The 17063-nt window shown below is 43.5% G+C and carries 15 protein-coding genes; 9 read left to right on the top strand and 6 right to left on the bottom strand.

The genetic code is table 11. The annotated features are described in order from the left end of the window. Window positions 1-338: 338 nt before the first annotated feature. Complete coding sequence (locus tag AC4CU3_RS05785; protein ID WP_005400774.1) at window positions 339-983, top strand: HEPN domain-containing protein; 645 nt, start codon at window positions 339-341, stop codon at window positions 981-983. 61 nt (window positions 984-1044) lie between these two features. On the opposite strand, the gene AC4CU3_RS05780 is transcribed toward AC4CU3_RS05785, so the two are convergent. Further along, window positions 1045-2235 (bottom strand): MFS transporter, encoded by a 1191-nt coding sequence (locus AC4CU3_RS05780; protein WP_005400773.1) that lies wholly within the window; start codon window positions 2233-2235, stop codon window positions 1045-1047. 1064 nt (window positions 2236-3299) lie between these two features. Between AC4CU3_RS05780 and AC4CU3_RS05775 the strand changes: the two genes are divergently transcribed. From AC4CU3_RS05775 to AC4CU3_RS05750, 6 genes are all read left to right on the top strand, one after another. After that, a complete protein-coding gene (locus AC4CU3_RS05775) occupies window positions 3300-4427 on the top strand; it encodes an NAD(P) transhydrogenase subunit alpha (protein ID WP_279044021.1) in 1128 nt (375 codons plus the stop codon). 11 nt (window positions 4428-4438) lie between these two features. After that, window positions 4439-4762, top strand: coding sequence for a proton-translocating transhydrogenase family protein (locus AC4CU3_RS05770; RefSeq protein ID WP_004692331.1), 324 nt, complete (start codon window positions 4439-4441; stop codon window positions 4760-4762). 3 nt (window positions 4763-4765) lie between these two features. Next, on the top strand, window positions 4766-6220 hold the full coding sequence (locus tag AC4CU3_RS05765) for an NAD(P)(+) transhydrogenase (Re/Si-specific) subunit beta (protein ID WP_005400771.1): 1455 nt from the start codon (window positions 4766-4768) through the stop codon (window positions 6218-6220). A gap of 97 nt (window positions 6221-6317) precedes the next feature. After that, window positions 6318-7019, top strand: coding sequence for an FG-GAP repeat protein (locus tag AC4CU3_RS05760; protein WP_005400770.1), 702 nt, complete (start codon window positions 6318-6320; stop codon window positions 7017-7019). Window positions 7020-7243: 224 nt separating this feature from the next. Then, window positions 7244-8542: an ammonium transporter gene (locus tag AC4CU3_RS05755; RefSeq protein ID WP_228128225.1), complete on the top strand. Its 1299-nt coding sequence runs from the start codon at window positions 7244-7246 to the stop codon at window positions 8540-8542. 16 nt (window positions 8543-8558) lie between these two features. Next, window positions 8559-9167, top strand: coding sequence for a hypothetical protein (locus tag AC4CU3_RS05750; RefSeq protein WP_279044023.1), 609 nt, complete (start codon window positions 8559-8561; stop codon window positions 9165-9167). Between the two features lie 47 nt (window positions 9168-9214). Here AC4CU3_RS05750 and rsfS read toward each other — a convergent pair whose 3' ends face one another. From rsfS to AC4CU3_RS05725, 5 genes are all read right to left on the bottom strand, one after another. Then, complete coding sequence (gene rsfS / locus AC4CU3_RS05745; protein ID WP_004692321.1) at window positions 9215-9619, bottom strand: ribosome silencing factor; 405 nt, start codon at window positions 9617-9619, stop codon at window positions 9215-9217. A 75-nt stretch (window positions 9620-9694) separates the two neighbouring features. Beyond that, the gene (locus tag AC4CU3_RS05740; RefSeq protein WP_279044024.1) at window positions 9695-10489 is read right to left on the bottom strand and encodes a TIM barrel protein; all 795 of its coding nucleotides are present in this window, start codon (window positions 10487-10489) and stop codon (window positions 9695-9697) included. Between the two features lie 15 nt (window positions 10490-10504). Beyond that, the gene (locus AC4CU3_RS05735) at window positions 10505-11380 is read right to left on the bottom strand and encodes an NAD(P)-dependent oxidoreductase (protein WP_278345127.1); all 876 of its coding nucleotides are present in this window, start codon (window positions 11378-11380) and stop codon (window positions 10505-10507) included. Between the two features lie 34 nt (window positions 11381-11414). Then, on the bottom strand, window positions 11415-12203 hold the full coding sequence (locus AC4CU3_RS05730) for a crotonase/enoyl-CoA hydratase family protein (protein ID WP_004692317.1): 789 nt from the start codon (window positions 12201-12203) through the stop codon (window positions 11415-11417). A gap of 113 nt (window positions 12204-12316) precedes the next feature. After that, on the bottom strand, window positions 12317-15130 hold the full coding sequence (locus AC4CU3_RS05725; RefSeq protein WP_490738045.1) for a GacS-like sensor histidine kinase: 2814 nt from the start codon (window positions 15128-15130) through the stop codon (window positions 12317-12319). A 153-nt stretch (window positions 15131-15283) separates the two neighbouring features. On the opposite strand from AC4CU3_RS05725, the gene cysM reads away from it, so the two are divergent. Together cysM and AC4CU3_RS05715 are read left to right on the top strand one after the other, a co-directional pair. Continuing rightward, the gene (gene cysM / locus AC4CU3_RS05720) at window positions 15284-16213 is read left to right on the top strand and encodes a cysteine synthase CysM (protein ID WP_004692314.1); all 930 of its coding nucleotides are present in this window, start codon (window positions 15284-15286) and stop codon (window positions 16211-16213) included. Between the two features lie 22 nt (window positions 16214-16235). After that, window positions 16236-17057 carry a 3'-5' exonuclease gene (locus tag AC4CU3_RS05715; protein WP_004692313.1) on the top strand — a complete coding sequence of 274 codons (822 nt, stop codon included), beginning with the start codon at window positions 16236-16238 and terminating at the stop codon, window positions 17055-17057. Window positions 17058-17063: the final 6 nt, after the last annotated feature.

Below are 17063 nucleotides of genomic sequence, written 5' to 3'. Positions count from 1 at the left end.
TAGGAGGATCTTTGGGAGTGGACGAAAAATGAAACTCGATGCTTCATTTTATTCAGGTATTTCCGATAGCACGCAATACTATCACAAAAATGGAATACATTCATTGAGAGATATTATCTGCTTTTATCAAGCTTAGAACTTATAATTAATGGTAAGAGGAGCAGCCAATATTCATTAGATACATTGAAATATAGAAAACAGAATGTTTTTTTCGATAGAACATTCACACTGAACTAGCGGGATTTATCAATCACTATGGTCCTAGCAGGATTAAATTGAATTTAGCTTAATCATTCAGTATGTTGAATACATAGAAGAATAAAGTATAGGAAAAGCCGATGTTGCTTTTAGAAGAAATTTTTAAAACTAAAAAAGTACAACAGAGTGATGAGTTTAATCTGAGAATACATCGTGGGCTGAGTTGGCTAAAGCAGGCATTACTGCTCGATCATGATCCCGATTTACAATTTATCAGCCTCTGGATTTCCTTCAATGCGATATATGCACAAGACTTGGGGCAAAGTCAGGACAAACAGAGTTTACGTCAGTTCTTGCATTTAATTTGCCAGCATGATGTCGATCATAGAATTTATAGCATTTTATGGGACAAATTTAGTCAGCCTATTCGTATGCTCTTAGACAACCAATACACCTATCAAGGGTATTGGGACTATCAAAATAAGAAAATTGGTTTAGAGATCTGTAAGGCTCAGCTTGAACAAGAAAAGAAAAAAGTGGCGAAAGCGCTACAACAGAAACATTCGGTTGATATTTTACTGGTACTGTTTAATCGTTTATATACCTTGAGAAATCAACTGATGCATGGTGGTTCAACCTATAAGAGTTCATTGAACCGCAAGCAGCTACAAGATGGCTGTCAAATTTTATCGGCTTTACTGCCCGCATTTTTGTACATTGCTTTGGAAAATGCCGATAGTCTCGATTTGGGTAAACCTTTTTACCCCGTGGCTCAGGTCAGTTAGCGCTCAAAAAGAAGTGCCCAAACCAAAAGACAATTGACTCAGTCAACTGTCTTTTTAAGGGTTAAGCAATACCCTGTTTTTTGTTATACAGGGTATCCAGCAGAGCAAAGACACCCGCCATCATCACCAGTGTAATACCGACTAAACATGTACTGCTCCAGCCGCCGTGATGCCATGCATAGACACCCAGTGCCGAGCCACACGCGCCACCAATAAAATATAATGTCATATAGATGGAGTTCACCCGAGACTTCGCATCGGGGCGTAAACGGAAAATCACGTTTTGGTTACAACTATGTGTAGTTGCAAGCCCTAAGTTAATCAGTGCATAACCGATGATGTAGCTGATGAGTGAGCTCCCGCCTAAATATAGGAACACCCAACTGAGGGCTAACGTCCCGCAGCCGACCCAAGTCAAAAGCAGGGTATAACCGCGATCGGCCCATTTACCAATCCACTGAGTGGAGAGTGCGCCAAATACGCCGACCAAAGTTACCACGCCGACTAAAACATCCGAAAGTTGAAATGGCTCAGAGGTTAAAAGTAGGGCAATGGTTGAAAACAGCATACTCATGGCAGCAAAAGCAAATCCACCCGTGATTGAGCGAAACACCAAACGAGGCTCTTGTTGCAGCAGACTCCCCATGGACTTAAAAATGTCGAAATAGGTGATTTTAAGTTTTGGTAGTTGGGGTAGTTTTCCTTTCATCAGAAGGGCCAAAGCAAACATGGCGATGCCACTCAGCACATAAATCATTTTCCAGTGCCATAAGTCTGAGAGTAATCCAGCCACACTGGTCGACAGTAAAATCCCGACCAATAAGCCACTCATGAGGAAACCGACCACTTCTCCCGTTTTTTCAGGTTTGACTGCCATCGTGGCCAGAGGAATCAGTACTTGTGCTGCGACAGAAAAGAGTCCTGTAATAATGGTGCCTAGCCAGAGCATCGATAAGTTGGTAGATGTCGCACAGATAAACAGTCCAGCAGATGCGCCAAACATCAGGAATGGAATCAGTTTGGCTTTGTTCAGCATGTCGCCTAAGGGCACAATGAACAGTAAACCCAAAGCATAGGAGACTTGCGCAAAGGTCACGGTCAAAGCCACTTGTTCTTCTGGCGCTTGAAAGCTTTGCTGAATAGAGGAAATCAAAGGCTGGCAATAATAGTTTGCCCCTGCACATAAGCCACAGACAATTGCCATCAGCCAGAGCAGAGATTTGTCTCGACTGATGTCGAAAGAGGTATTCATAATGAGCCTTTGATGAGGGAGTATTTTTTTCAGAAAGACGTTTACATCATGTTTGAGCTAAATAGATGCATCGTTTCAGAAATTGTATACGAAGCTGGGTCAAAAGCCTAAAACAGGCGAGAAAAGACTGCATAAAAAATGAGTCGAAGATGAAGACATAGAAAATAGCATGACCTGTTCTCAGGAGAGTATTTTCGTCTAATACAATCAAAAAATAATGATATTTCGAATTTCCTGTCAAAAAATGATAAAAATCTTTAAAAAATTCTGAACGCACCCGTCTATTTTGTATGAAATTGTTGCATTCGATCATTTTCACTCATAAAGCATACCAAGCATTTGGGGCTGATTGTTGAAATATTCATCTATTTAAAGTGTTTTTGCTTAATTATGGTGCATTTTTGCTTAAGGCTAGTGCGTCAATGCACGCCATTATCATCCCATAAAATATGAAAAAAACATTTTTGTTGGTCGTTCCGCGTTTTAGATCTATTTAAACGTGATTAATCCTTCCTCGTATTTTTATATGATCCACTTCAAATATACGTTTCAGTTGGACTAAATTTTGAGCATTGGCATTTTTGATCGATGAAACATAGGAACAGGCCAATTCTAAGCTTTTGCAAATGGGGCAAAACTGTCATTCAAGTCAATGCCTGCAAAGTTTGCGCGACGGCAGATGGCAAAGCTCGATGAATGACAGGTTCGGGTTAATGTGAACGTGGTGGTTCATATTCTTGGATTGGTCAAAAAGATCAATACTGCGGAATTAAAGGACTTGGTTTTGTGCAAAAAAAGTGCAGATTTTAGTGTAAAAAGATCTGTAGCTCAGAATTTGAATAGAAATAAATCAATTTTTAAGCGGATTCAAAGTAAATAAACGAGATATCACCCAATATTTTTTATGAATCACCAGTTCAGTATATGGGTATTTATTAAATAAATAGTGGGTGGTATTTTAAAAAAGTTTCATTAGAATCCAAAAATTCATAAGAACATCCTGTGAGAAAATATTGCCTAATCGGTGATGTTTACTTTAAGAAAAACTAGCTTGAGGGACGCTCATGCAGATCGGAATTCCAGCCGAAACTGTCGTCGGTGAAAATCGTGTAGCCGCAACGCCAGAAACGGTAAAAAAGTTGATCAGTGCTGGTCATAGTGTAGTGATTGAACGTAGAGCAGGTGTGAAAGCTGCTTATATCGACAGTGCTTATGAGCAAGTCGGTGCTACGCTGACAGATGATGCCTATACCGGTAGCCAAATGATTTTGAAAGTACGTGCCCCTCAGGGTGCTGAAATTCAAAAGCTTGCGCCAAATACATCGGTTATTGCCATGTTTGACCCGTACCGTAATACGGAGCTTGATCAATTTGCATCACAACACGTGTCTGCATTTGCTTTGGAGCTACTGCCACGAACTTTATCTCGTGCGCAGAACATGGACGTATTATCTTCACAAGCTAACTTGTCCGGTTACAAGTCTGTGCTTCTTGCTGCGGCAGAGTACCAGCGCATGTTCCCAATGTTGATGACGGCTGCGGGTACTGTAAAACCTGCACGTGTCGTGATCATGGGGGTTGGTGTTGCAGGTCTACAAGCGATTGCGACAGCAAAACGTTTGGGTGCTGTGGTTGAAGCAACGGATTTACGTCCGACGGCGAAAGATCAGGTGGAATCTTTGGGTGGCAAATGGTTAGACGTACCTATGTCAGCAGAAGAGCAGCAAAAAGCAGCCGATGCTGCGAAAAATGGTTATGGCTGGATGCCAGGTGAAGACTATATCCGCGATCAAGCCATTATTGTGGACAAAGCTGTATCGAATGCTGACATCGTGATTGCCACTGCACTTTTACCAGGTCGTAATGCGCCACGTCTGATTAAGGCGGAAACGGTTGCCAAAATGAAACCAGGTTCAATCATCCTTGATATGGCGGTTGAAACAGGCGGTAACGTTGAAGGTTCTAAGAATGGTGAAAATGTTGTGACTGACAACGGTGTGACCATTCTAGGGATTCCAAACATTCCGTCTACGGTTTCAACTGAAGCTTCTGCTTTGTATGCACGAAATGTCTTGAACTTTTTAGATACTTTATTTGATGCAGAGAAAAATTTTGCTATCAATCCTGAAGAAGAAATTCAAAAAGCCCTTCTAGTAACTCATGGCGGTCAAGTACTGCTGAAGCGTGGTTAAGGAGATAGATCATGGTTGAAACAATTACAATTTTCGTCCTTGCCATCTTTGTAGGCTACTACGTTGTGTGGGGCGTTACGCCTGCACTACATACACCGCTTATGGCAGTAACCAATGCGTTGTCATCGATCATCGTGGTCGGTGCAATGATTCAAACGGTGGGGATTCCTGCAATCGGTGTTGATGCGAATGTTGCATTCCAAAGTGTGAATGTGGTGAGCATCTTAGGTGCAATTGCGGTGTTCTTAGCAAGTATCAATATTTTCGGTGGCTTCGCAGTAACAGCGCGTATGCTTGAAATGTTCAAGCCAAAGCAAAAGAAAAAAGAGGGCTAATATATGGAATTCATTCGAGACTATGCGGATTGGTTCTACCTGATTGGTGCTGTCCTCTTTATCTTAACTTTACGTGGTTTGTCTGGCCCGAAAACGGCAATTCAAGGTAACCGTTACGGCATGATCGCAATGGCGATTGCTGTAGTGACCACCTTCTTTGTGGCAGATCATCCTGTGATTTGGATGATTGGCGGTGCGATGGTGCTGGGTGCGATAGTGGGTATTGCCCGTGCGCGTACTGTACCTATGACGCAGATGCCTGAAACTGTTGCTTTAATGCACTCATTGGTGGGCTTGGCTGCGGTATTAATTGCAATAGCTGCAATTCTACATAACAACCAACTGACTGCTTTATTTGCACAAAATGAAACTGCATTAACTGCTGCGGGTGTGCAACATGCACACATGAGCAAGGTTCATTTATTTGAATTGTTCGTGGGCTGTTTCGTCGGAGCGATTACCTTTACAGCGTCTGTATTTGCTTATGGTAAGTTGGCTGCGAAAAAATGGGCAAAAACCATTTCTGGTGCATGGGTTAAACCTGTACAAGCACTGATTTTCCTTGCAATGTTGGCATGTGGTGTGTACTTCTTCACAACAGGCAACATGAATGCATTCTGGGCTATGACTGCACTTGCACTTGCATTTGGTTGGGTGTGGATTGCACCAGTCGGCGGCGGTGATATGCCAGTGGTGGTATCGCTATTGAACTCCTTCTCTGGTTGGGCAGCAGCAGGTATTGGTTTCACACTTGAAAACAATATGTTAATCGTTGCGGGTTCACTGGTGGGTTCTTCAGGTGCGATTCTGTCTTACATCATGTGTAAAGCCATGAACCGTTCAATCATCAACGTTTTGTTTGGTGGTGCAATGGGCGGTACAGCGGTAGCTTCTGCGGACAAAGGCAAACAAGCACAGCGTAACCATCGTTCTGGTTCAGCAGATGACGCAGGCTTCTTGATGTCAAATGCAGACAGCGTTGTGATCGTACCAGGTTATGGTATGGCGCAAGGTCGTGCACAAAATGCTGTGAAAGAACTGTGTGAAATCTTGAAAGAACAAGGTGTAAAAGTGCGCTTTGCCATTCACCCAGTTGCAGGTCGTATGCCGGGTCACATGAACGTACTTTTGGCTGAAGCAGACGTGGCTTATGAAGACATCTTAGAGATGGATGAGATTAACTCAGACTTCCCTGCAACAGATGTGGTGCTTGTGATTGGTGCGAACGACGTGGTGAACCCTGCGGCGAAAGACGACCCAACATCTCCAATCTATGGCATGCCAATTCTTGAAGCACATAAAGCACGTACCATTATGGTCATCAAACGCTCTATGGCGACAGGTTATGCAGGTCTAGACAACGATTTATTCTATAACGAAAAAACCATGATGATCTTTGGTGATGCGAAGAAAGTGGTTGAAGATATGACCAAAGCAATCAATGGTGGTGGACACTAATCCTCCTCCTAGAGTGTATAGAGACCACCTTCGGGTGGTTTTTTTATGTTTGCAGCTTTTGCTAAGATGATGTGTATCTTTTCAATAAGAAAACAAGATGAACATAAATCAGATTTCGTTTCAGGTGTTGCTGATCTTTAGTGGGTTCGTTTTGAGTCAAACTACTCAGGCTCAAGTCTTCGAAATAAAAAATGCATCGAAACGCTATGATGTAAAAATAACGACGAGCTGTACGGACAGGAGCTGCGATGGACAAGCCAATATTGATCTTTACCTAAAAGGGACGGTACAGCGCTTTCAGCGTATTTCCTCGGCTGAATTGACGATGGATCTGGACGAAACTGACAAACCATCTGTCAATGTGGTGCAGCTTTATGGTGAGCAAAGTGCCGTGATTTTTGCCGACTTTAATTTTGACGGCAGTGAGGATGTCGCCATCCGTAATGGTAACTATGGTGCTTATGGCGGGCCAACTTACGATGTTTATGTCTTTCATCGGACTAAAAATAAATTTGTGCTGAGTCAGGAGTTATCGGCCTTAACTCATGAAAATTTGGGCATGTTTGAGGTCGATCCAAAACAGAAAAGAATCTTAACCTTCAATAAAAGTGGGTGTTGTTATCATATTCGTTCGGAATATATCGTGATTCCTAAACACGGCTTGAGTTTAGTCAAAGAGTTTATTGAAGATGCAACAGTTCAAGCGGGAAAGGTTAAAGTGACGGAGCGAACGCTGAATCGTGGTCGATGGGTAGAGAGGGTTCACTATTATGCTGTGGATGAATACTATAAAAACTAAAAGCCATGTTTTAGCAATTAGCTTATAAATTCATTTTGACCTCTTGTATGGTGTATCGCTTTTTCACCTTGTTTAAATCGCTCCATTTATATTGGCGAACATAGATCATTTTTAAATATCTATAAGGTGTTGAAACACTGGCATTGATTTTGCAATTGAGATGAATAATCTTTGGGGGATTATTCATGAAAAAAATAAAATACTTACTCTTCTTCGTGTGATGTATTACTTTACCCAGTTTTGCTGCAGAACCCCTGCCAACACAGGCTCAAAATATTCAAGAGATTTGCCTCTCGCTTGACAGTGTCTGGGTGGTGCTCGGTGGCATTTTGGTGTTTTTCATGCAAGCAGGTTTTGCCCTGATTGAAAGTGGTTCGGTGCGCTCTAAAAACACCATTAATGTACTCATGAAAAACTATATGGATGCGTGTTTAGGGGGCTTGGTGTTTTGGTTGATTGGCTTTGGTTTGATGTTTGGTGCCAATTCGAGTGGTTGGATAGGAACCTCGCATTTTGCCCCCAATGCTATGGATGACTGGCACTGGAACCTCTTGTTCTTTCAAATGATGTTTGCTGCCACCGCCACGACGATTGCCAGTGGGGCGATGGCTGAGCGGATTCACTTTGTGGCGTATATTGTGAGTGCTGCAGTGGTCAGTGGTTTGATATACCCGATTTTTGGTGCATGGGCTTGGGGGAGCTTATTTGATGGCGAAGGTTGGCTAAAAGCCATGGGTTTCATTGACTTTGCTGGTTCAACAGTGGTGCATTCGATTGGTGGATGGGTGGCCTTAGCTGGAATTATTGTGCTGGGACCCCGTTTAGGGCGGTTTGGGCGCAATGGACAGGTCCATTATTTGGCAGGGCATAATTTACCGTTGGTGGCGCTAGGCGGTTTTGTTCTATGGTTGGCATGGTTTGGTTTTAATGCGGCCTCTACTGTGAAGGCGGATGTGGGTATTGGGCGGATTGCCTTGAATACGCATTTGGCGGCGTGTGCTTCGGCAGTTGCCTATATGGTTTATACCCTAATACGTGGTAAAGCGATTTTAGTGCGCGGCACCATTAATGCCTCCTTGGGTGGACTGGTTGCAATTACGGCGGGCTGTGCAACCATGAGTCCAGTGTATGCCATCATTAGTGGTGCGGTTGCAGGTGTGTTGGTCAGTATTTTACCTGTGGTGATGGAAAAACTCCGCTTGGATGATGTGGTCGATGCGGTGACTGTACATGGTTTTTGTGGGGCGTGGGGCACATTGGCTGCGGGGTTGTTTTTTGAAAACCAAATGTTTAATGCGGGAATCATTGCGGTACAAGGCTTGGGGATTGTGACAGCCTTTGCGTGGGGTTTTGGTGTGGCGTTGATCGTCTTTAAAGTCTTAGACCTCGTTCTTGGTGGTTTGCGGGTGAGTAAACAACATGAACAACGTGGCTTGGACTATACCGAACATGCAGAACTGTCTTATCCCGAGTTTCAGCGTGATGTGACGTTTGAAACTGATGATATGACCAAACGTCATTAATGAAAGAGGATAGCTCATGTCGACCGAAACATTAACTATTTTACAAAAACGCCAAGCGATCGAACGTGGATTGAGTCAGTACTTACAAGGAACACTTTTAGAGCAAGTATTGAATCACTGGGAAGCGAAATATGGTGATCAACCCTCCTTTGTCCTGAATCGTTTTTTGAGTGAAATTTGCACCACAGAGGAATTACGTTACTTCCGAAAAGACATGCTCAAAAATGTCTTGGCAGAGATGGCCCAAGTTGAAAAACAAGTGTTGTTGAACCCATCTGCAAAAGCATCGAAAAGTGAACAAGGGGGAGCAGTGTTACTCGATGCATTGACGTTTTTTATGCAAAATATCTGTCAAGCAGTCAAAGCCGTTGATGTGCAGGAGTTTGAGCGTGAGGTGAAAACGCAGCTAGACGCTTTATCCATTGTGGTCGATAAGTATCAGGCCTTGAATGATCGAGCAGTACTCGAAGCTTTGCCCATGACTCAATATGCGCAGGTCTTGACAATATGTTATGAAAATTATTGTGAATTTTATGGTCCAGCAAAAGCAGATCAACTCTATGCCCATGTGAAGCGCCAAGTGAAAGAGCGTTACCCAATGGTCGATATGCATCGCTTAATTTAAAGAAAATTAGACATAAAAAAAGCGACCTTCAGGTCGCTTTTTTCATATTAGGCTACAGTTTCTTCTGGGGCTGCACGCCAAAGGCTTTCTAAGTCGTAGAAACGACGTGCTGTTGGCAACATCACGTGCACAACAACAAAGCCAAGATCAATCAAGATCCATTCTGCATCACGTTCGCCTTCGACACCGAGAGGGCGGAAGCCTGCTTTACGTGCTTCTTCAGCAACGTTATCAGCAAGTGCTTTGATGTGACGCGTTGATGTACCGCTTGCAATCACAATTGCATCAGCGACGTTGCTGATTAGGCTGACATCAATCGCTAAAATATCTTTTGCTTTTACATCTTCAAGGGCTTCATGTACAACTTTTAAGCAAGCTTGTACGTCGGCAGCTTGGGTATTCATTGCGAAATCGTGAGAATTAGAAGCGCTGGGCGATGGTTCTAAATTCATAAAGGGAATTTTTCCGGACAATAACTCATCTTATAATATAGCGTTTTTAGGCGAAAATTTCAAATCCGCAATGGTTCAACTTTGAGGATGTGCAGCAAAGTATTTTGCCTTCCATGCAAAGGACTGAGTTGAAACAGTTTTTGGTCGATATTCAGCCGCAATAAAACCGTCATAACTGCTGTGTTGTAGCCATTCAAAAATATTTGTATACATAATTTGTGCAGTATCTGGTTCATGCCGCCCCGGACAGTCTGCAAATTGGATGTGACCAATATCTTGAATATTTTCTTGTAGCCCTTGCAACACATCCTCACCCATCATGGCCATGTGATAGCAGTCGTATTGCATTTTAAGTGCAGGGTGTTGTACTGCTTCTAGCATTTCCTGTGCTTGGGCAATATTTTGTACTAAGAAGCGTGGCATATCCGTGCCGTTGATCATTTCAAAGACAGGTTGAATGTCATGTTCACTGAACATATGGCAGGCCAGTTTCAGGTTTTTTGACAAGGTATTTAAACAGGGCAGTAGGTCGGCATCTAGGGGCTGTTTACCAGCAAGGATATTCACACTTGGCACTTTGAGTGCGCTGGCATATTGAACTGCCAACTGAAGAGCGTGATGAAACTCTAGCTCTTTGCCGGGGACACCTGCGAGTCCATTGCCACCAGTCATTAAGTCACCCGCAGGAACGTTAATCAGGCAGAGACTTAAGTCATGAAGCCTAAGCTGAGTTTGAATTTGTTCAATGCTGAGTTCGTAGGGAAATTGGATTTCCACGTGTTTAAAGCCAGCAGCTTGCGCTAAAGCAAAACGCTCAAGCAACGGTACTTCGGTAAAAATCATGGATAAATTTACAGCAAGTTTGGTCATGATTTTCTCCTGATTTTATTTGGCTTGTTGTTCTACTTGTAATATGACTGAGGCAAGATCAGCTTCAGCATAGCCTTGTTGTTGGTGTACTTGCAATTGCTGAAGTGCTCGCGCTGCAACAGGAATGTCAAGTTGGTGCTGCGCAGCAAGCTGCACGGCGTTGTTCAAGTCTTTGGACAGGGTTTGAACTTTCCACTGTACGGGCTCAAACAGATGAGTCGCCATACGTGGACTTAAAATTTGGAAGGGTTTCGAATCGGCAAAACCGCCTGCAAACGCAGGTGCGAGTAAGCGAGTGTCCACGCCAGCTTTGGATGCTAAAGCAACCGCTTCTGCAATCAGCGTGCTATTGGCTGCCACAATCAGTTGATTACAAATTTTGGTGGCTTGTCCTGTTCCTGTGTTGCCCATACAGGTGACACGTTGCGACAAGATATTATAAATCAAAGACAAGTCTTGAATCGTCTGTGCATCGCCACCAGCAAAGATGACCAGCGTACCTTGTTCCGCACCGACAGTCCCCCCTGAAACAGGTGAGTCGATCCATTGCACCTGTTTTTGTTCGGCACGTGCTGCAAGACTCAGGGTTTGCTCCACCGAAAGACTGGAAAAGTCGATGATTACTTGCTTCGCCGTCAAAAACGGTTCGATTTGTTCATAAACGCTGAGTGCAGCTTTGTCGTCGGCTAAACATGTTAGGACTATAGGATATTCAGCAATATTCTGTAGTGCTAAGTCTGTCGCCCCCAAATCAATGAGTGCATCGCAGGCACTGCGGGTACGGTTCCATACAGCGACTTCGAAACCTGCTTGAAGTAAGCGGGTGGCCATACGGCTTCCCATGAGTCCCATGCCGAGAAATGCAATTTTAGTGTGTCGATCGAAATTCATGGGACCCTCTTTGATTGTCAGTGATTAAATACTGTTATTTATATTGGCGTGGTAGATACTGCACGTCGGGTTGTTTATCTTTCTTACGTGCGATTTGGCTATTTTTACCTAACAGTAATTTGAGCTGCCAAATTTTTTCCAAACGTAAGGATTTTTTAGGCTCATGCTGCATGGCATCCAGCACATATTTTGAGGCCATGAGCGCATCTGGTGAGCGTTGTAACATTTCTTCTGCAATGGCTTGGGCTTTAGCAAGCGGTGATTCATCAAGATGTGTGACTAAGCCGATTTCTTTGGCATAAGTTGCATCGAAAATACGTGCCGTAAGTGTTAATTCTTTGGCAAGATCTAGTCCGATTAGACCTTTCAAAGAACGCGTCAGTCCCATATCCGGAACCAGTCCCCAACGGCTTTCCATAATCGACATTTTGGTTGCAGGGTGTGCGACACGAATGTCTGCCGCTAAAGCCAGTTGCATACCCGCGCCAAAGCAAAACCCTTCAATCGCGGCAATCACAGGAACAGGCAGTTCTTGCCAAATTAGGAAAGCTTTTTGAAATAGACTTTGTCCCGGTTTAATCAGCTCCCATGCGGCATAGGCGCGATTCTTCGGATTGTTCAAATCGGCAAGATCAATGCCTGCACTAAAGACTTGCGCTTCACCAGTGAGGATGACACAACGAATGCTGCGGTCTTTTTTAATTTTTTCAGCAGTTTTAACCAACTCGCGCAACAGGTCGAAACTCATCGCATTGCGTTTGTCTGGGCGGTTAAGTGAAACAGTGGCAATGCCGTTTTTGTTTTCAATGCGAAGTAAAGCCATGATGAGAACTCTTATTTTTTGCTCGCATGGAGCATAGCATAGCTCTCGTGCGGATAAATGACACCAAGAGTCACGTCGCAATTTGTCTTTCGTGCCATGCTCTTTTGAATGTTTTATGGGATATGTTTGATTAAAATTTGCTGTGCCGCATGTTGTACTTGTTCAATCACAACTTTGAGTTCATTGAAACGCTTTATGGTTTCTTGAACAAATTGTTCATCGGCTTTACGACGTTCTTTACGTAAGGTTGAAACAAACTGTTCAAATGTCCCTGTTGCTTCTTGTAAGTTGGGTACACCGACATAGCGTGTTGCACCATACAGGCGGTGTAGCACATGCTCCAATTGTGGGAAATCTTCCATTTCAATCAATTGCTTCATTTCATGCAACTCAGTATCAAAACTGTCCATTAACATACGCAATAAGTCGACCGCTAAATCTTCTTTATTGGCGGCTAACTGTAAGCTTTGCTGCCAGTCGAGCACCTTAGGATCGAGTGCTTCAATCACGATAGCTTTTTCAACGGGTGAGCCTTTATTGAAGCGATCAGTGGTCCAATGGGTCAGGATTTGGATAATCTGATCAATTTGAATCGGTTTGGTGACATAGTCATCCATGCCGACTTGCAGTAGTTTTTGTTTTTCATCGGCCAATGCATGTGCGGTGAGGGCAATGATGGGCAAACGCTTATGGTTTTCAATGGTTGACTCCAGCGCACGAATGGCACGTGTGGTATCGACACCCGACATGACAGGCATTTGAATATCCATAAATACCAAATCAAAAGCTTTGCTGTCGTGTTCAGCGCGCTCTTGTAAAATCTCTAAGGCTTGTTGGCCGCTTAAAGCTTTTGTTGTCGTGACATTCAATTCGCCTAGTAGTGCTTCAAGGACAATCAGGTTAGGGAGATGGTCATCCACCGCTAAAATATGTAAGCCTTGACCATTGAAGGACTCCATTTCGTCTTCTTCAAATAGCGGTTGATTGCTGAGCAATTGAATCAAAGCACTCCGACTGAGCGGTTGGTATAATGGTCGTGCGCGATATTCATTCAGCGTGGTCAAATCGAGTGACATCTGGTAACCATAAACCGCAAGGTTACCGCTATAACGCTGACGAATTTCTTTTAATAAGGCTTCGGTATCACCACTGTGATCAACAATTAACCATGTATTTTCCACATCTTGAGGCAGTCTGTTGAGGTGGCTGAACAAGTCTAAAATTGAACTCGATTCGATGTGTTCCACAGCATAGTCTTCAAGATAATGACGCAGAATATTGGCCGTTGCAGGATGCGCCAAATACGAGACCACTTGCATGTCGCTAAATTGAGGATGTTCAACGTACTCATCTTCTTCATTGACCATAAACATGGCGGTAAACCAGAAGGTGGAACCTTTTTCGGTGGGCGCGCGTTCTTGGTTGTCCTCAAATCCAATTTGCCCCTGCATCAAATGCACCAGCTGTTTGGAAATCGCTAAGCCTAGACCTGTGCCGCCAAATTGACGCGTGACCGAAGCATCACCTTGCGAGAAAGACTCAAACAGTTTTTTACGGTCGGTTCCACTGAGTCCGATACCGCTGTCTTGTACACTAAAGTGCAATAGGCACTGTCCAATATCATCTTGTTCCATTCTTGCGCGGACGATGATCTCACCATCAGGAGTAAACTTAATGGCATTGGAAATCAGGTTGGTTAAAATTTGTTTGAAGCGTAGGGCATCTCCAACCACATGCTTTGGCACATTGTCGGCATAGTAAAAGGCCATATCGATATGCTTTTGTGCAGCAAGAGGAGACAGCATATCCATAACATCAAAAATTGCTTCTTCTAAATCAAAAGTTGCAGTATCGAGTTCTATTTTACCTGCATCAATTTTTGAAAAATCTAAAACATCATTAATCAGTGCCAGTAAGTGTGCAGATGATTTTCGGATGGTTTGTAAATACAGGTTTTGATCATTGTTGAGGTTGTCTTGACGCAGTAACAGGTGAATAAAACCATCAATACTGTTCAGTGGCGTGCGCAGTTCATGGCTGATATTGGCCAAGAATACAGACTTGGACTGACTTGCTGAAATGGCTTGGTCACGCGCTTGACGATAGGTAATGTTTTGCACTTCTAAAGTGTCAAGGGTTCGACGTAAATCGTCTTCCGTTTGCTCAGTGTGTTCTTTCAATTCTAAAAAACTAAAATGCAGGCGTTTCACCACATTGGCAATATCGCGCTGTAGTAAGCGTAATTCACCGGTGCTGTTAATCAGCATGTGTTGATCGAGGGTGTCGGCATTTAAACGTTGCAGCTGCATGCGAATTTCATACATCGGCGCAATCCAGCGACGCGAGTAGAAATTTAAACAGAGTAAAAGTAGTAATAGTGTCAACAGACCTGTCGCAATCAACACAATCAACACGCGATAACGGGCAATTTGTAAGGGCTGGTTATCTAACTCAACCACCAACTGCGCAGGCGTGCCTGTAAATTGGTTGATGGGCAAACCATATACTGTATTACCTTTAAAATTCATTGGGCCAAAAAAATCAGTATTTTTTTTCAGCGCAGGCCACGGCGCTTGGTCTTGGTAGCCAATGCTGAGTTTGTTATTGCCTTTTTCATCAATAATTGCGGCACGAATCAGATGTTTTTCATCTAACATCTTTTGCATCAAATAACGTGCATTTTCATACTGCCAAGGGGAGGCATTCACCAAATTGATCGCCGCTTCCGCATCTAGCTGATAGCGCGTTAAAATCGCTATCGCCATTTGTCGCTGTTGGGCTTTGGCGGCATTTGAAGTTTCGGTAATAACCAGTAATGCACCTACACAAGCCAAGACCATAATCGGCACGAAAATAAGTGCAATGAGCTGTCCATAAGCATGGTTTAAGTGCAGACGATTAAATAACTTTTTATTGATATTTGACATGGTGCAAGTGATTTATTCCCTATGCTTTGAAGTGTAGCACGCTTTATAAAAAATCGATGGTGCTTTAATCACTTTCACGAAAAAGCACGCTAAATGGGTGCAGGGACTGGCATTTTTCCATACAATAGGCGCACCTCGATCAAGGTGCAAAGAATGAGTACTACATCCACTGATTTTCAAGCAGACGAATTTTTGTTAGATCACTATGTTGGAAAAACTCCACTGGTGCGTTTACAGCGTCTGGCAAGTCACACTCAAGCAACAGTATTGGCAAAGTTAGAAGGCAACAACCCCGCAGGTTCTGTCAAAGACCGTCCCGCGTATAATATGATTATGCAAGCGGAAAAGCGAGGGCAAATCCAGCCGGGCGATACCTTGATTGAAGCGACCAGTGGAAATACCGGCATTGCACTGGCGATGGTTGCTGCGATGCGTGGCTATCAGATGAAACTGATTATGCCCAACAACATGAGCCAAGAACGTAAAGATGCCATGCGTGCTTATGGCGCGGAACTGATTGAAGTGACCAAAGAACAGGGCATGGAAGGTGCACGTGATTTGGCTTTGCAAATGCAAGAAGAAGGCAAAGGGCATGTACTCAACCAGTTTGGTAATCCTGATAATGTTGAAGCACATTATTTAACGACTGGGCCTGAACTTTGGCAGCAAACAGGTGGCAAAATCACTCACTTTGTAAGTTCAATGGGCACTACAGGTACCATTATGGGGGTCTCTAAATATCTCAAAGAGATGAACCCCGACATTCAAATTATTGGCTTACAGCCATCGGATGGTTCAAGTATCGCAGGGATTCGCCGCTGGCCTGAAGAATATTTACCAACGATTTTTGACCGCAGTCGGATTGATCAGATTATTGATATTCCGCAAATTGAAGCAGAAAGAACCATGCGTAAATTGGCGCAAAAAGAAGGGATTAGCGCAGGAACTTCTTCAGGTGGTGCGGTGTGGGCATCAATTAAAATTGCTGAAGAAAACCCTGGTGCCGTCATTGCGTGCATTATTTGTGACCGTGGTGACCGTTATTTATCGACGGGTCTTTTCTCTGTGGTCGATCCTGAATAAAACAATAAAAGAGAGTTCTGCTATGCGCCTACCTGTGCTCACCTTTGATATTGAAACCATGACTGATTTGAGATCGGGGGCGCATTTATATGGTTTAGATTTGCCTGAGGCTGATTTGGAGGCGGCACTGACCAAATTGCGTCGCCAAGAGTCAGGCATGGATTTTCAGCGTTTGGCTTTGCATGAAATTGTGTGTATTTCAGGCTTATGGCTGGATGACCAAGGCCAGATGAAACTCTTTTCTTTTAGCCGTGAACAATATTCGGAAGCAGAAATTCTCAGTAAGTTTTTATCTATATTTGATAAGCGTTTACCGACTTTAGTGAGTTGGAATGGTGCTCAGTTTGACTTACCTGTAATCATGCTTCGTGCTATGTATCATGGTTTAACTGCACCTGCTTTGTTCGATCAGGGCGAAATTGACACACAAAAGCGCTATAATAACTATCAGAACCGTTATCATCAGCGTCACATCGACCTGATGGATGTGATGGCAATGTTTAATGGACGTCATTTCCAAAAGCTAGATGATGTTGCCCATTTATTGGGGTATCCCGGTAAACGAGGTGATGGAGCGTATCATGTACCTGAATATGTTCGGGCGCAGGAATGGCTCAAACTCACCAGTTATTGTGAAGGTGATGTGCTAAATACATGGTTGGTATATTTGCGTTGGCTCTTGCTCAAAGGGCAATTGTTAGCTCAAGACCATCGTCATTTTATCGATCAAACCATCCAGTTTTTACAGGCTCAACCGCAGCATCAAGACTTTTTGTCGGTGTGGCGTGAGACCTCACAGCAGACGGCCTTTACCGCTGCTGATTTTTCCCCTTCCCATCTTTAGGTACAC

It is taken from the genome of Acinetobacter sp. 802_lipA, assembly GCF_058242885.1.
The sequence above is the reverse complement of the archived record's forward strand: the minus strand, read 5'-3'. Positions and strand labels throughout refer to the sequence as shown.